This window comes from Bartonella sp. HY038 (assembly GCF_014117425.1).
Lineage (GTDB): Bacteria > Pseudomonadota > Alphaproteobacteria > Rhizobiales > Rhizobiaceae > HY038.
Genome location: NZ_CP059725.1, coordinates 1,357,565 through 1,373,996, shown reverse-complemented (window position 1 = coordinate 1,373,996; position 16,432 = coordinate 1,357,565). Strand labels below are relative to the sequence as shown.

General features: G+C 42.2%; 10 protein-coding genes and 1 pseudogene. 9 read left to right on the top strand and 2 right to left on the bottom strand.

The window, feature by feature from the left end; all coding sequences use genetic code 11:
• Positions 1–380 precede the first annotated feature (380 nt).
• The 7 genes and pseudogenes from H3299_RS15750 to moaA all read left to right on the top strand — a co-directional run bounded on the left by H3299_RS15750 (position 381) and on the right by moaA (position 12,309).
• Positions 381–3,124: pseudogene (locus H3299_RS15750) on the top strand (nitrate/nitrite transporter).
• The gene (locus tag H3299_RS05800; RefSeq protein WP_182419334.1) at positions 3,121–6,870 is read left to right on the top strand and encodes a nitrate reductase subunit alpha; all 3,750 of its coding nucleotides are present in this window, start codon (positions 3,121–3,123) and stop codon (positions 6,868–6,870) included. The pseudogene H3299_RS15750 and the gene H3299_RS05800 overlap by 4 nt, the downstream one beginning before the upstream one ends.
• Positions 6,867–8,402, top strand: coding sequence for a nitrate reductase subunit beta (narH, locus tag H3299_RS05795; RefSeq protein WP_182419333.1), 1,536 nt, complete (start codon positions 6,867–6,869; stop codon positions 8,400–8,402). Before H3299_RS05800 ends, narH begins: the two co-directional genes overlap by 4 nt.
• A complete protein-coding gene (gene narJ, locus H3299_RS05790) occupies positions 8,402–9,103 on the top strand; it encodes a nitrate reductase molybdenum cofactor assembly chaperone (protein ID WP_182419332.1) in 702 nt (233 codons plus the stop codon). Before narH ends, narJ begins: the two co-directional genes overlap by 1 nt.
• A gap of 11 nt (positions 9,104–9,114) precedes the next feature.
• Positions 9,115–9,834, top strand: a complete 720-nt coding sequence (gene narI / locus H3299_RS05785) for a respiratory nitrate reductase subunit gamma (protein WP_182419331.1) — start codon at positions 9,115–9,117, stop codon at positions 9,832–9,834.
• Between the two features lie 485 nt (positions 9,835–10,319).
• Positions 10,320–11,213: a peptidylprolyl isomerase gene (locus H3299_RS05780; protein WP_246708155.1), complete on the top strand. Its 894-nt coding sequence runs from the start codon at positions 10,320–10,322 to the stop codon at positions 11,211–11,213.
• A gap of 64 nt (positions 11,214–11,277) precedes the next feature.
• Positions 11,278–12,309: a GTP 3',8-cyclase MoaA gene (moaA, locus tag H3299_RS05775; RefSeq protein ID WP_182419330.1), complete on the top strand. Its 1,032-nt coding sequence runs from the start codon at positions 11,278–11,280 to the stop codon at positions 12,307–12,309.
• A gap of 71 nt (positions 12,310–12,380) precedes the next feature.
• Here the strand turns inward: moaA and murI are convergent, their stop codons facing one another.
• Together murI and H3299_RS05765 are read right to left on the bottom strand one after the other, a co-directional pair.
• Entirely contained in the window at positions 12,381–13,175 is a 795-nt protein-coding gene (gene murI / locus H3299_RS05770) for a glutamate racemase (RefSeq protein ID WP_182419329.1), read from the bottom strand.
• 6 nt (positions 13,176–13,181) lie between these two features.
• Positions 13,182–14,027 (bottom strand): RNA methyltransferase, encoded by an 846-nt coding sequence (locus tag H3299_RS05765; protein WP_182419328.1) that lies wholly within the window; start codon positions 14,025–14,027, stop codon positions 13,182–13,184.
• Positions 14,028–14,750: 723 nt separating this feature from the next.
• Here H3299_RS05765 and sfsA point away from each other — a divergent pair.
• Together sfsA and map are read left to right on the top strand one after the other, a co-directional pair.
• A complete protein-coding gene (gene sfsA, locus H3299_RS05760) occupies positions 14,751–15,479 on the top strand; it encodes a DNA/RNA nuclease SfsA (protein WP_182419327.1) in 729 nt (242 codons plus the stop codon).
• On the top strand, positions 15,479–16,306 hold the full coding sequence (gene map / locus H3299_RS05755; RefSeq protein WP_182419326.1) for a type I methionyl aminopeptidase: 828 nt from the start codon (positions 15,479–15,481) through the stop codon (positions 16,304–16,306). Before sfsA ends, map begins: the two co-directional genes overlap by 1 nt.
• Positions 16,307–16,432: the final 126 nt, after the last annotated feature.

Sequence of the window (16,432 nt, the reverse complement as noted above, 5' to 3'; positions counted from 1 at the left end):
GAGCAAAATTAACATTTAAACAGTTAATGTCATTCACGCCTAAAACCCTCAGCGTTTTTATCTAAATATTAAAATCTAATCACCTTTATTGATTGTGAACAATTACAAGCCTTACCCGATAAGAAGAGTCGCTTATTAGCAATTTCTCCACAATTATGATTGATAAAAATCAATCGCAAAAATAATAAAAATCAATCGTATATGCAACATTATTCATATACAAAACTAAGTAAATCAATCTGATAGCTTTCAAAGAGCTTTCCTTCTTTAGATTGATTCAAATCAACGACTGTATTTATTCTAAGTTCATATTGCCAGCATCGACGCAACGAATTTTATCGTGATGCGTTTTAACCAGACTAAATTTGCTGGATAAAAAAATGGAAAACAAACAAATAAAGGCCCCCGCTGGGCAAAACTCCGCGTTATGGTTGAGCACTTTTGCTTTTACCATTTGTTTCGCCATCTGGACTATATTCGCAATTATCGGCGTTCAGATCCAAGACCAGTTAGGTTTATCCCAAAGCCAATTTGGACTCTTAGTTGGTACACCAATTTTAACCGGTTCGCTCGTTCGTATTCCGCTCGGCATCTGGTCCGAACAATATGGTGGACGTCTTGTTACTCTTATAACAATGCTTCTAGCTGCTATTGCTACATATCTTCTGACCTTTGCCACAACCTATAATCAAATGCTTCTAGCAGCTCTTGGTATTGGTCTTGCTGGTGGCGCCTTCTCCTCTGGCGTTGCTTATGTTGCTCGCTGGTTTAAAGGTAGCCCGCGCCTTGGTCTCGCACTTGGTATTTTCGGCGCTGGCAATGTTGGTGCAGCAGTTACAAAGCTTTTTGCGCCAACTGTTTCCAATATTGGCGGTGGCTGGCATGCGGTGGCGATTGTTTGGGCCATAGCCCTTGCTGTGACGGGTATTGTATTCTTTGTCTTCACCAAAGACGATCCTACACTTGTTGCACAACGTAAAAGTGGTCAAAAGCCTAATAGCAGCTGGCTAGAGCTTTCCCCGCTCGCCAAATTGCAAGTATGGCGCTTTTCACTGTATTATTTCTTTGTTTTTGGTGGCTTTATCGCCCTTGCAGCATGGCTTCCTAAATATCTTATGAATGTTTATGCGTTTGATTTAAGAACCGCAGGTATTGTTGCTGCATTTTTCTCAATCCCTGCCAGCTTGTTCCGTATTTATGGTGGTTATCTTTCTGATACTCTTGGCGCTCGTAAGGTGATGTATTGGACGCTTACTGTATCGGTTATCACATCCTTTTTCCTTTGCTACCCACCAACACAATATACTATTGAAAGCATAAATGGTCCAATCTCGTTCCATATGGCAACAGGTTACATTACCTTTACCATTATTGTGTTTATCCTTGGCTTTGCCATGGCACTTGGAAAGGCCGCAGTTTATAAGCATATTCCGGTTTATTTCCCTGAAAATGTCGGTGCTGTTGGTGGTCTTGTCGGTATGATTGGTGGTCTTGGCGGCTTTATCCTTCCTATCATATTTGGAAAGATTCTTGAAATTACCGGCGTCTATACCACTTGTTTTATGGTGCTTTTCGCAATTGCCGCCGTTTCCCTCCTTTGGATGCACTTTTCAATTCGCCGCATGGAACAACAACGCCTTGCCGAAATGGGTGAGACCCTTGCCGAATTTCCGGAGCTACGCTAATGTCTAATCCTAATAATAAATACGTTCTAACTACTTGGAACCCTGAAGATGCGTCATTCTGGCAACGGACTGGTAAAGCAATAGCTAATAAAAATCTTTGGATCTCAATTCCTGCACTTCTTTTAGCTTTTGCTATTTGGCAAGTTTGGTCCGTAACAGTATCAGAACTGCCTAAAGCTGGTTTTAATTATACAGCAACGCAATTGTTCTGGCTTGCGGCTCTTCCCGGTCTTTCAGGTGGTACTCTTCGCATTTTCTATTCGTTTATGGTACCCATTTTCGGTGGCCGTCGTTGGACAGCTCTTACCACTGCATCGCTTTTAATTCCTGCAATTGGTATTGGTTTTGCCGTGCAAAACCCAGAAACCCCTTATTGGGTTATGGTTGCACTTTCATTGCTTTGTGGCTTTGGTGGCGGTAACTTCTCATCATCAATGGCTAATATTTCCTTTTTCTACCCAAAGAGCGAAAAAGGTAAAGCAATGGGCTTAAATGCTGGCATTGGTAACCTTGGTGTATCAGTTGTTCAATTGGTTGTTCCTCTTGTTATCGCCACTAGCGTTTTTGGCTGGCTCGGCGGCAACCCACAGACAATCACCCAAGCTAATGGTGCAACATCATCAATCTGGTTACAAAACGGTGCCTTTGTCTTTGTGCCTTTCATCATTATTTGTACGATTGCTAGCTGGTTTGGTATGAATGATATTGCTGATGCTAAAGCTTCATTCGCTGATCAGGCAATTATTTTTAAGCGCAAAGACAACTGGTTAATGTGCGTTCTTTACATGGGTACATTTGGTTCGTTTATCGGTTTTGCTGCTGCATTTCCTCTTTTGATGAAAGTTACTTTCCCTGAAGTAAATGTTCTAAATTATGTTTTCTTAGGGCCATTAATTTCAGCTCTTGCACGTGCTGGTTCTGGTGGCTTGAGTGATCGCGTTGGCGGTGGCCGTGTGACATTGATTTCTTTCATCATTATGATGGCTGCTCTTCTTGCTGCACTCTATTTTGTAGCAAATCCTGAAAATCCAATTGCTTTTGGTGGCTTCTTTACCTCATTCATGGTGCTGTTCTTTGCAACAGGTGTTGGTAATGCATCTACATTCCAAATGATCCCAGCAATTATGAGCCGCGTTATTGATAACACTATGCCAAATGCAACAACTGAACAAAAACGCCATCAAACAGAGCGTGAATCTGCTGCAATCACAGGCTTTACTGCCGCAATCGCTGCTTATGCTTTCTTTATCATTCCAATCAGCTTTAATGCTTCAAAGCTTTATTATGGTGGTCCACAAGCAGCTCTATTCGGCTTCCTAATTTTCTACCTCATCTGCCTTTTTATTACTTGGTTTTGCTACACCCGTAAGGGCGCAATTCTACACATTGAAGGTCAACGCGCAAAGCGTATCCAATCGACAGGAGACCAAAACAAATGAGTAATTTACTCGATCGTCTCAACTTTCTTGCCCATAAGCGCGAAAAATTCTCCCAAGGCCACGGTATTACTACCGATGAAGACCGCAGCTGGGAAGATAGCTATCGTAAGCGTTGGCAGTATGACAAAATCGTTCGCTCAACCCATGGTGTAAATTGCACGGGTTCATGTTCATGGAAAATCTATGTAAAAGGCGGTATCGTTACTTGGGAAACCCAACAAACCGATTACCCACGTACTCGGCCTGATCTTCCAAACCATGAACCACGCGGTTGTCCGCGCGGCGCAAGCTATAGCTGGTATATGTATTCAGCAAACCGCGTTAAATACCCACTTATTCGAGCACGCCTTTTAAAACTTTGGCGCACTGAACGCGTTCTTAAAACACCTGTTGGTGCATGGGCTGCCATTCAGGAAAATCCTGAAAAGCGTCGTGAATATCAAAAAGTACGTGGTCTTGGTGGATTTGTCCGTGCAACTTGGGCAGAAATGAACGAGATTATTGCAGCTGCAAATGCTTACACTGTGCGCAAATACGGTCCAGATCGCGTTATTGGTTTCTCGCCAATTCCTGCAATGTCAATGATCTCATATGCTGCTGGTGCACGTTATTTGTCATTGCTTGGCGGTACTTGCATGTCTTTCTATGACTGGTATTGTGATTTGCCACCAGCATCACCAATGACATGGGGCGAACAAACCGACGTTCCTGAATCTGCTGATTGGTATAATGCTGGCTTCTTGATGCTTTGGGGTTCTAACGTTCCACAAACGCGTACACCGGACGCACATTTTTATAGCGAAGCTCGTTATAAGGGCGCGAAATCAGTTGTCGTTTGTCCAGACTATTCTGAAGCAGCCAAATTTGCTGATATGTGGCTTCATCCAAAACAAGGTACTGATGCCGCCCTTTCAATGGCATTTGGTCACGTTATTTTGCGTGAATTCCATCTTGACCGCCAAGCTGAATATTTTGATGATTATTGCCGTCGTTATACCGACATGCCAATGCTTGTTCGCCTCACTGGTAAAAATGGTCATTATATTCCTGATCGTCTATTGCGCGCTTCAGATTTTGATAAAAACCTCGGTGAAGACAATAACCCAGAATGGAAAACAATTGCGGTTGATAGTTTAACTGGCGAATATGTTGCACCTACTGGCTCTGCCGGTTTCCGTTGGGGTGAAGATGGCAAATGGAACCTTGAACAAAAAGATAGCAAGGGTCGCGACATCACTTTGGAAATGAGCTTTATGCTTGAAGGTGACCATGATGCCGTTGCCGATGTTGATTTCCCTTATTTTGGCAATAAGGAACATGATTATTTTGAAGGAACAGACCACGATAGCGTACTTACACGCAAGGTCCCTGCCCGCAAATTGAAACTTCCTGAAGGGGAAGTCATGGTTGCGACAGTCTTTGACTTGTTTGTTGCTAATTATGGTCTTGAACGCGGTTTCAAAGATCCTAACTGTGCCACAAGCTATGATGAAAACATTCCTTACACCCCAGCTTGGGCCGAAAAAATTACTGGCGTACCACGTGCAAATATTATTTCTGTTGCTCGTGAATTTGCGCGTAATGCTGAAAAGACCAATGGTCGCTCAATGGTTATTCTTGGCGCTGGCTTGAATCACTGGTACCATATGGACATGAACTACCGCGGCATTATTAATATGCTGATTATGTGTGGTTGTATCGGTCAATCTGGTGGTGGCTGGAGCCACTATGTTGGACAAGAAAAGCTCCGTCCGCAAACCGGTTGGACACCTCTTGCATTTGGTCTTGACTGGGCACGCCCACCACGTCACATGAATTCAACTTCATTCTTCTATGCCCACACCGATCAATGGCGTTATGAAACAGTTAAGGTAAGCGATTTGCTTTCACCTACTGCGCCTGAAGGTCCATGGGAAGGCTCATTAATTGATTATAATATCAGAGCTGAGCGCATGGGTTGGTTGCCATCTGCACCGCAGCTTGAAACCAATCCACTTGATCTTGCAAAACAAGCTCAAGAAGCTGGCATGGAGCCTAAGGATTTTGTGGCGCAAAGCCTAAAATCAGGCAAATTGAAAATGTCATGTGAAGATCCAGATGCGGAAGTAAATTGGCCACGCAATATGTTTGTTTGGCGCTCAAATCTGCTTGGTTCATCAGGTAAGGGACATGAATATTTCCTCAAGCATTTGCTAGGCACTTCAAATGGTGTACTTGGCAAAGATTTGGGTGAAGAAGGTCGTGCCGGCTCGGTTGAGGCTGTTTGGCATGATGAAGCTCCAGAAGGTAAACTAGATCTTTTGGTAACGCTCGATTTCCGTATGTCCACAACTTGTGTATATTCTGACATCGTCTTGCCTACCGCAACATGGTATGAAAAGAACGACCTTAACACCTCGGATATGCATCCTTTCATCCATCCTTTATCAAGTGCTGCCGACCCTGCATGGGAAGCACGTAGCGACTGGGAAATCTTTAAAGGCATTGCAAAGCGCTTTTCTGAAATTGCTCCTGAAGTCCTTGGTGTTGAAAAAGACGTTGTTCTTGTACCAACTTTGCATGATACTCCAAATGAACTTGCACAGCCATTTGATGTTAAAGATTGGAAAAGAGGCGAAATCGAACCAATCCCTGGTAAGACAATGCCAACAGTGGCTGTTGTAGAACGCGACTATCCAAATCTTTATAAGCGCTTTACTGCTCTTGGACCATTACTTAAAAATATTGGTAATGGCGGTAAGGGTATTGCCTGGAATACTGATCATGAAGTTGACTTCCTCGCAAAACTTAACGGTGTTGTTGAAGAAGAAGGCGTAACTAAAGGTATGCCTAAGATTGAAAGTGATATTGATGCAACAGAAGTTGTATTGTCTCTTGCGCCGGAAACAAATGGTGAAGTTGCAGTTAAAGCATGGTCTGCTTTAAGTAAAATTACTGGTCGCGACCATACCCATCTTGCTATCCCAAAAGAAGATGAAAAAATTCGCTATCGTGATATTGTTGCCCAACCGCGTAAGATCATTTCCTCACCTACATGGTCAGGATTGGAATCTGAAGAAGTTTGCTACAATGCTTGCTATACCAATGTTCATGAGCTTATTCCTTGGCGTACAATTAGTGGCCGTCAACAACTTTATCAGGATCATTTATGGATGCGGGCATTTGGTGAAGCCTTCTGCGTTTACCGTCCTCCAATTGATACCAAAACTGTAACACCTGCATTGCAAGCTAAAGCCGATGGGCAGCCACATCTTGTCTTGAACTTCATCACACCTCACCAAAAATGGGGTATCCATTCAACCTATTCTGATAACTTGCTTATGCTTACGCTTAACCGTGGTGGCCCCGTTGTCTGGATTTCAGAGCCAGATGCTAAACGTGCAGGCATTATCGATAATGACTGGGTTGAAGTTTATAACAGCAATGGTGCCTTGGTTGCCCGTGCAGTTGTTTCACAACGCATGAAAGACGGAACAATGTTCATGTACCATGCGCAAGAAAAAATTGTTAACGTCCCTGGCTCACCATTAACTGGCCAACGTGGCGGCATCCATAACTCGGTTACCCGCGTTATTACTAAACCAACCCATATGATTGGTGGCTATGCTCAACTTTCTTATGGCTTTAACTATTACGGCACAGTTGGTGCCAACCGAGATGAATTCGTTGTCGTTCGCAAATTGGCAAAAGTTGATTGGTTAGATGATGAATTACCCGAACATGCAGCAAAGGAGGCGGCACAATGAAGGTCCGCGCACAAATAGGTATGGTCCTCAATTTGGACAAATGTATCGGCTGTCACACCTGTTCGGTGACATGTAAAAACGTTTGGACAAATCGTGAAGGCGTAGAATATGCTTGGTTTAACAATGTTGAATCAAAGCCAGGCATTGGTTTTCCTAAGGATTGGGAAAACCAAAAACGTTGGAATGGCGGCTGGGTTAGAAAGTCTAACGGTAAGTTAGAACCTAAAATCGGTTCAAAATGGCGGGTATTAGCAAAGATTTTTGCCAATCCTGACCTACCTGAAATCGATGATTATTATGAACCATTTGATTTTGACTATGAGCATTTGCAAACCGCTAAGGAAAGCAAAGCAATGCCAGTTGCTCGTCCGCGCTCAAAAATTAGCGGACAGCGCATGGAAAAAATTGAATGGGGTCCAAACTGGGAAGAAATTCTTGGTGGCGAATTTGAAAAGCGCTCAAAGGATTATAACTTTAACGGCGTTCAAAAAGACATTTATGGACAATTTGAAAATACATTCATGATGTATTTGCCACGCCTTTGCGAACATTGCCTCAATCCTGCTTGCGTTGCATCATGCCCATCAGGCGCTATTTATAAGCGCGACAATGATGGTATCGTTTTAATCGATCAAGATAAGTGCCGTGGTTGGCGCATGTGTGTTTCTGGCTGCCCTTATAAGAAGATTTATTATAACTGGTCTTCTGGTAAATCAGAAAAATGCATTTTCTGCTATCCACGTATTGAAAGTGGTCAGCCAACAGTTTGCTCTGAAACCTGCGTTGGACGTATTCGTTATCTTGGTGTTATTCTTTATGATGCCGACAAGATTTCTGATGCAGCTAGCACTATGAGCGAAGAAGATCTGTACGAAGAACAATTGAAGATGTTCTTGGATCCGAATGATCCAGCTGTAATTGATCAGGCTCGCAAGGATGGTATTTCTGAAGAATGGTTGGACGCTGCAAAGAATTCACCCGTTTATAAGATGGCAATGGAATGGAAAGTGGCATTCCCACTTCATCCAGAATATCGCACCTTGCCAATGGTTTGGTATATTCCACCACTTTCACCACTGCAGTCAGCAGCTGAAGCTGGTAAAATTGAAATGGATGATTTTATTCCAAATGTTCGCTCATTGCGTATTCCGGTTAAATATCTAGCCAATCTTTTGACCGCAGGTAAGGAAGAGCCAGTTATTTCCGCTCTTGAACGTATGCTAGCCATGCGTGCTTATATGCGTGCAAAAACGGTTGATGGGGTGATTGATCCATCAATTCCTGAAAAAGTTGGCATGGACCGCGAAATGATTGAACACATGTATCATGTCATGGCGATTGCTAATTATGAAGACCGCTTTGTGGTGCCAACAGCCCATCGCGAAGTCAGTGAAGATGCCTATGAAATGCGCGGATCTTGCGGCTTTTCATTTGGTAATGGTTGTTCAGGTAGTAGTTCTACTGCTGAGCTTTTTGGTAGCAAAAAACCTCGCCACCATACAGCAAGCGGAATGTTGAAGGAGAGCGCATAATGCATACGGATCTTAAAATTCTATCCATTCTATTAGCTTACCCTGAAGAAGCACTAAAGCATGATGCAAGCCTTCTTGCCGCAACGTTAGAAGAGACAAGTGAGCTTGATGCGCAAACATTAGCTAAGGTCAAACACTTGATTGCAACCCTTGGTGAACGTGATATTTTTGAAAGCCAAGAAGAATATGTCACTTTGTTTGACCGTACACGCTCACTCTCATTACATCTTTTTGAACATGTTCACGGCGAAAGCCGTGATCGTGGACAAGCGATGGTTGATTTGAAAATCATGTATGAAGAAGCTGGTCTTGAAATTAATGCCAGTGAATTACCTGACTATCTGCCCATGTTCCTTGAATATCTTTCAACAAGAACCGCAGATGAAGCTCGTCAATCCATCAGCGACATCCTGCACATTGTAACAGCAATCGGCGAGCGTTTACAAAAACGCAATTCTCCTTATGCTGCAGCATTTACCGCATTGGAAGCCCTATCAAATGGTGGTGCGGATAAGGCATTGCTAGATGAACTTCGCAATATGGAAGAAGATGATCCAAACGACCTTGAAGCGCTTGACCGCATCTGGGAAGAAGAAGCCGTAACATTTGGTGCAAATCAAGGTGAGAATGCCTGTGGACCAGATCGTTTACGTACAAGGCTGCGGGCGGCAAATCGCGACGCGACCCATAGCCAACATTAAGGAGAACCCCCATGTATTCGTATATTAATACACTTTTATTTGGGATCTATCCCTATATTGCCCTCACTGTTTTGGTCCTAGGCTGTATTGCCCGTTATGATCTTGATCCCTATACTTGGCGTTCAGGATCAAGCCAATTATTAAGACGCAAACAGCTTATCTGGGGTTCTGTTTTATTCCATGTCGGTGTATTGTTGATTTTTGGCGGCCATCTTGTTGGTCTTCTTACACCTCTTGCGCTTTTTGATGCATTAGGAATTAGCCATACATTTAAGCAATTACTAGCTATTTGTCTTGGCGGTGTTGCTGGTACTATGGGTATTGTTGGTGCAACATTACTTGTTCACCGCCGCTTGTTTGATGCCCGTGTTCGTGCCAATTCAAGTTTTTCTGATACGATGATTATCATTTTACTTTGGATTCAATTGATGCTTGGTCTTCTAACCATTCCATTATCACTTGGACATCTTGATGGTCATGAAATGGTGAAATTCATGAATTGGGCTCAAGGAATCTTTACATTCAACATTGCTGCATCAAGCTATATTATTGATACAGCGGCTGTATTCAAACTGCATATTTTCCTTGGACTTACTATTCTTCTGGTTTTCCCATTCACTCGTCTTGTTCATATGTTGAGCGTTCCTGTCCGTTATATTTGGCGTCCAGGGTATCAAATTGTGCGTAAGGCTGAAAAAAATGCACCTATGGTGCGTGAACCCGCAGAATAACAGTTAGGGGATCCTTTACCTCCCATACACCCGTTAAGGGGTCCCCGACCAAATCTTCCCAAATTTGCATATTGGTTTTAGAAGTTTAATAGCTTTGGCACCCTCAATCCCCCCCCCGCATTTTGAGGGTGCCTACCCGATAACGAATTTAACTTTTAAGCTTAATTTTCTAAGCTAAAATATTTGATACCCTTGAATTTCCCCCGCAGTTTAAGGGTATCAAACCAATGTCAAATAAAACCTATGATTAAGATTTTATATTATGTTCCAAATTGGGAACAACTTGATCAATCAAGCGTTTAAAACGGTCAAATCGATAAATTACGGTTATAAACTCAACTCTCACCGCTAATTTTAGCGACAAGGCAGAATTTAAGTTATAACTATTATAAAAAGCATAACTTTCGTCATTTATCTGCAGACTCATACCTGAAACTGCGTTGTTTCAATTGATGAAAGACCATGAAAACGCTATGGAGTAAATTATGGTAACCCTTTTCAATAGTAAAACCGAAGATAATACACCAAAACCCTATAGCAAAAAACAGGATGTTGACACTCGCATTCCGCCAAAGGCGAAACCGGTTTTCAACCAGATTAGTGTCAATGGAATTACCATAGAAGAAGCAGATATTTTGGCAGAAGCGCAAAATCATCCCGCAGAAAATCCAGGTGAAGCGCTTACAGCAGCAGCACGCGCCCTAGTTATCCGCGAATTACTATTACAAGAAGCCAAACGCCTTGATCTTTATAGTGATGAACTATCAAGCGATCAACGTAGTGACACACCGCAAGACATTGCAATCAGTAAATTAATGGATCAAGAAATATCTGTTCCCAATGCAACTCTTGAAGATTGCCAACGCTTTTATAACAATAATACCGACCGTTTCCTATCCGATATGATTGTGGAAGCTCGCCATATTCTTATTAGTGCAGATCCAAAAGTACAGGCTGACCGTGATGGCGCAAAAACAATCGCCACAGAAATTATCCGTAACCTCGAATTAAGTCCATCACGTTTTAATGAGCTTGCAAAGGAATATTCTGACTGTCCTTCATCTATGCATGGTGGCAACCTTGGACAATTAACCACCGGTAGTACGGTACCCGAATTTGAACAAGCATTGAAAATTGCTGAAGGTGCAGGACTCCTCAAAAGCCCAGTTGAAACCCGTTACGGTTTTCATGTCGTTGACATTATTCGTAAAATTCCAGGAACCCCTCTTCCCTTTGAAGCTGTAAAAGATCGTGTCAGTGCTTGGCTAGAAGCATCAAGTTGGTCGCGAGCTGTTTCGCAATATATATTAATTTTAGCAGGAAACGCCAAAATTGAAGGCATTGAAGTTTTGCCGTCAGATGGACCATTAGTGCAATAAAATGATATTTACTATCACTTTAGAAGTGTGTTATTTATAATCACACTTATCGAAAGCCAAAGACATGCTTGACACGGTCAAAAACAATAAATCAGCTTTAAAGCCCTCACAATTACAAGATGGGTTTGGACGAAATGTAAGCTATTTACGTCTTTCTGTAACAGATCGTTGTGATTTACGCTGTGTCTATTGCATGTCTGAAGATATGGTTTTTTTGCCTAAAAAAGAACTATTAACTGTTGAAGAACTTTATCGTGTTTCTTCAACCATGATTAATCTTGGTATTAAAAAGATTCGTCTAACCGGTGGTGAACCATTGGTTCGTCGCGGCATCATGCAGTTGTTCGCCATGTTGTCGCCCCATATTGGCAAAGATCTTGAAGAACTCACATTAACTACCAACGGTACCTTGCTTGACCGCCATGCAGGCGAACTTGCCTCATTGGGGGTAAAAAGGGTCAACATTTCATTGGATACGTTGAACCCTGCACGCTATGAGGATATAACCAGGTTAGGCGATATTGCTAAAGTTTTCCGTGGCATTGATGCAGCACTGGAAGCAGGGCTGAAAGTTAAAATAAATACCGTTGCTATGAATGGGCATTTTTTAAGTGAGGTGGATGAACTTATTCGCTTTGCCCATGCACGCAACATGGACCTTACATTAATTGAAGAAATGCCTCTTGGCTATACAGGCCATGATCGAGTCGAGACTCACCTTTCACTTACTAAGCTACGCGAAAGTCTCTCGCAACGTTGGACGCTTAACTCATCGGCTAAAAGCTCTGGTGGCCCAGCCCGTTATGTCACAGTTGAAGAAACCGGCGGTCAGCTTGGCTTTATAACACCACTTTCTTGCGATTTTTGTGCGAACTGCAATCGCGTTCGCATAGGATCAACCGGTCGTTTATATCCATGTATGGGGCAAACTGGCATGGTTGAGTTGCGTGAAGTTCTACGTTCAAGTGAAGCAAATGAGCATTTGATTGAAAAAATCTATTCCGCAATTGCAGGAAAGCCAAAAGGCCATAATTTTTTGATAGAAAAAGACAAGGTATTTGGTATTGCACGCCATATGTCAGAACTTGGCGGCTAAGCGGCCAATTATGACCTAATAATATGGTTAACCTTGCCACTCAACTTTAGCGATCCTCCAACCAATCCCCCCTACCAATCACATTGCAGTCCAAAGCCATGCAATAAACGACGCGTTGCAAAATCTGACGTTTGCGATGTAAAGAAAGCTAAATCTGCAGAAGGATCCATTTGTTCCGATAAAGGCGTTAACAGAGAAGCAGCACGCCGAGAAATCGCTTCGGCAGGGTCAAGCCAATCAACTGGCCAATGAGCAACTTTCCGAAAAACATTAATTAAAAATGGATAATGAGTACAAGCAAGCACAACAATGTCGGTGCGGCCATTGCTCTTTTCAATAAAGCAACCTGCAATTTCTCTGCGTACCAATTCATAATCAATATCCATGCCACGCAAATAGCCTTCGGCTATCATTGCAAGGCTCTCACTCCCTACCAAGCGCACTTGGCATTGCTGTGCAAAAGACGCGATAAGGTCGCGAGTATAGGCACGTTTTACGGTTCCAGGTGTCGCTAAAACAGAAATAATCCCGCTCAATGTTTGCTCGGCTGCAGGCTTAATTGCCGGAACAGTTCCTACAAATGGCACACTGCTAAAATGTCGTCGCAAATCGGCCAAAACAAGCGTTGAAGCTGTATTGCAAGCGACAATGCAAAGCTCGGGATCATAACGGCGTATCAGCCATTCAAAAAGAATAAGAATACGTTCTCGCAGCGCATCTTCATCCCAAGTACCATAAGGGAAACCCGCATCATCAGCCACATAGATGAAGTGGCGATCGGGCATTACAATACGTGCTTCACGCAGTACCGATAGGCCACCGATACCGCTATCAAAAAACAGCACAGGACGAATACGCTCGCTCATAAATTCCTACTCGCAATCACTGATTGGCTTTATATCTACCCTACCCTTGCGCGGTGCTTCACCTTCGGGTGCACCTGCCCCGCGTGGCCTTTGCGGCGAAAACCTATCCAGTGACGAGATAACACCACGTAAAAGCTTAAGCTCTGAATCGCCAAAATCTGCCCTCGTTAAAACCGCTCGAATTTTATCAACCATTACTTGCTTGCGCTCTACCGGCCTAAAATAGCCCCTAACATCCAAAGCATCTTCCAACTGATCGAAAAATCCATAAAGGCTATGTTTTTCAGCAGGTACATACTCTGGGCCACGAAAAGCTGTGTCAGTGCTCTTATCTAACGAGGTCTTCATCCACTCATAAGACATAAGTAAAACAGCTTGCGCAATATTTAAAGAGGCAAATGCAGGATTGACCGGAAAAGTTACAATTTCATCAGCAAGGCTAACTTCTTCATTAGAAAGTCCAAAACGTTCACGCCCAAATAAAATGCCTGTTTTTTGACCATTTGTTTCTAATGCTCGTAACTTTTGGGTTGCTTCGACAGGACTACGTACTGGTTTAAAGCCATCGCGTTCACGGGCTGTCGTTGCATAGATAAAAGTCAAATCACCAACAGCATCACGCAAATCATCAAAAACAACCGCATTTTCGATAATATGATCAGCTTTACTTGCTGCAGAAAAAGCTTTTTCACTAGGAAATTCTTCGCGTGGATTAACAAGACGCAACTCCGCCAAACCAAAATTAGCCATTGCACGTGCTACCATGCCAATATTTTCTGGCAATTGCGGATTAACAAGAATGATTGCAGGCCCCTCTTTAATCATTGCGCGATTTTTATCTGTACCAGCCATAATAATAATTTTCTCTAATTTACCTGAATTAAACATTGTTGAAAGATCAATATCACCAACAAAAAGAGATTAAAAAACCTTTGATCGTTTTTTGACATTATCATGGTAAAGTCAATAGCGAACCTAAACTTAGTATGGCTAATTAAGGCAAGATCTACTTAACCATGCAATATATAATGTCGTTTTGCAATTATGCATTCCTAACTCAATCAATCATGCGCTTTTCAATATCGATTAAAGTGTTTTCCTACAACACCAATAGATATTAACCTTTTAGCAACCTTAATCTAAGTTATTTATTTTCTTCCTCAAAAAATCACAAAAACGGTCAGAGATAATCATTTTTTTGCCTAACTGCAGCCTTGTTTGCAGTCCAGTTTTGGTTTCATGAAAACAGAAATAATTAACTTAACTGATATAGACAGATTGATGAGGTTCAAAATGAAAAGTGAAACAAGAACGACCGTCGCGCTTTTTGCAACAGGACTTATTGCTATAATTATGGTTTTTGGCGCAAATCTTACGATCTCAGACGTTATTCATTACTTTGTTCAATAATAGCAGATTTTAACTTATTATCATTGACTATTATTATTTATGATAAAGCTGCAAGTGGAACTAATTAATTGACGAAAATATATATAGATATTTCAATCTAAAGAGATTTTAATTCTCCCATGGATAGCGATTTGCTTTTTCATTAGCCATATCCTATCATATGCTATGCTTTTTACCTCTCCTCTTACACCCGCGCGTCTCATTAAACGCTATAAACGGTTTTTAGCCGATGTCATTCTTGAAAATGGCGATGAAATAACGGTGTCGGTTCCAAATACAGGTTCCATGCGCGGACTACTTCATGAAAATGGCAAGGTTTGGCTCTCACATTCTAGTTACCCCACCCGTAAATACCAATATCGACTGGAAATAGTTGAATCTGATAATATTTTAGTTGGCATTAACACATCTATTACCAACAAAATTGCGGAAGAAGCTATCCGAAATGGTCTTGTAGGCGACTTGGCAAATTATAGTACTGTTTTGCGCGAACAGCGCTATGGCAGCAATTCTCGGATTGATCTATTGTTAAAAGATATTAATAGAGTTGATACTTATGTCGAAGTTAAAAACGTTCATTTTATGAGAGAACAACGCCTGGCGGAATTTCCCGACACGGTAACCGCGCGCGGTGCTAAGCATTTGCGTGAATTAGTTAAGATGGTAGAACAAGGTAAACGAGCGGTCATGCTCTTTGTTATTCAACGCGAAGATTGCGACAAAATGGCAATTTGCGCAGATTTAGATCTTATTTATGGTGAAGAATTTCAACTTGCACGTAAAAAAGGGGTTGAGGCTTTTGCTATAGGGTGCAAAATAGATATTGAAAAAATTGAGGCTTATCGGGCCCTACCAATCATAGAATCGCCAAACATAGAATCGATGGATAATTAATGGTTTCCTATATAGATTATAAAAAAGTACCAATTGAATATACAGGGCAGATCCGAATTTTTGATGAGGAAGGTTTTGCGGGTATGCGCAAAGCTTGCAATTTAGCAGCTCGCTGCCTTGATGCATTGATCGATTTCATTAAACCAGGCATTACAACCCAATCCGTTGACGATTTCGTTTTTGCTTTTGGTGCCAAAGAAGGTGCTTTGCCAGCAGATCTTAACTATCGCGGTTTTACACATTCTTGCTGCACATCACTAAACCACGTGGTGTGTCATGGTATTCCAGGAGCGCGCATATTAAAAGAGGGTGATATTGTTAATGTTGATGTCACTTTTATTGTTGATGGCTGGCATGGCGATTCAAGCCGCATGTATCCGGTGGGCAAGATTAAGCGCGCGGCCGAACGCTTAATGGAAGTAACCCACGAATCTCTCATGCTTGCTATTGCGGCAGTAAAACCAGGCGCTCGAACAGGTGCGATAGGGCATGCAATTCAAACCTATGCTGAAAGCCAGCGATGCTCAGTTGTGCGAAATTTTTGCGGTCATGGCGTTGGGCAATTATTCCACGATACACCCAATATCGTTCACTATGGCATCCCAAGTGATGGTCCAGAACTGCGTGAAGGCATGATTTTTACAATTGAGCCAATGATTAACCTCGGCAAGCCCGATGTAAAAATTTTGAACGATGGCTGGACGGCAGTTACTAATGATAAATCATTGACCGCGCAATATGAGCATACGGTGGGGGTAACGGCAAATGGTTGCGAAATATTTACACTTTCGCCTGCTAATATGTTTTATATTCCTCCTAAAAGCTGATTGAAACTTGTACCACTTATCTTTCAATACTCCTTCCTGTTTGATCACGCAAAAAAGCAGGAAAGGACTATTGAAATCTAGCGTTTTTATCTTGCATTAAAATACAAGCCATCCGTAATTGATCAT

What these genes read in the sequence shown, in the direction of transcription:
- H3299_RS05800 (WP_182419334.1), top strand. Translation starts at nt 3,121, where the DNA reads ATGAGTAATTTACTCGATCGTCTCAACTTTCTTGCCCATAAGCGCGAA.
- narH (WP_182419333.1), top strand. Translation starts at nt 6,867, where the DNA reads ATGAAGGTCCGCGCACAAATAGGTATGGTCCTCAATTTGGACAAATGT.
- narJ (WP_182419332.1), top strand. Translation starts at nt 8,402, where the DNA reads ATGCATACGGATCTTAAAATTCTATCCATTCTATTAGCTTACCCTGAA.
- narI (WP_182419331.1), top strand. Translation starts at nt 9,115, where the DNA reads ATGTATTCGTATATTAATACACTTTTATTTGGGATCTATCCCTATATT.
- H3299_RS05780 (WP_246708155.1), top strand. Translation starts at nt 10,320, where the DNA reads ATGGTAACCCTTTTCAATAGTAAAACCGAAGATAATACACCAAAACCC.
- moaA (WP_182419330.1), top strand. Translation starts at nt 11,278, where the DNA reads ATGCTTGACACGGTCAAAAACAATAAATCAGCTTTAAAGCCCTCACAA.
- murI (WP_182419329.1), bottom strand. Translation starts at nt 13,175, where the DNA reads ATGAGCGAGCGTATTCGTCCTGTGCTGTTTTTTGATAGCGGTATCGGT.
- H3299_RS05765 (WP_182419328.1), bottom strand. Translation starts at nt 14,027, where the DNA reads ATGGCTGGTACAGATAAAAATCGCGCAATGATTAAAGAGGGGCCTGCA.
- sfsA (WP_182419327.1), top strand. Translation starts at nt 14,751, where the DNA reads ATGCTTTTTACCTCTCCTCTTACACCCGCGCGTCTCATTAAACGCTAT.
- map (WP_182419326.1), top strand. Translation starts at nt 15,479, where the DNA reads ATGGTTTCCTATATAGATTATAAAAAAGTACCAATTGAATATACAGGG.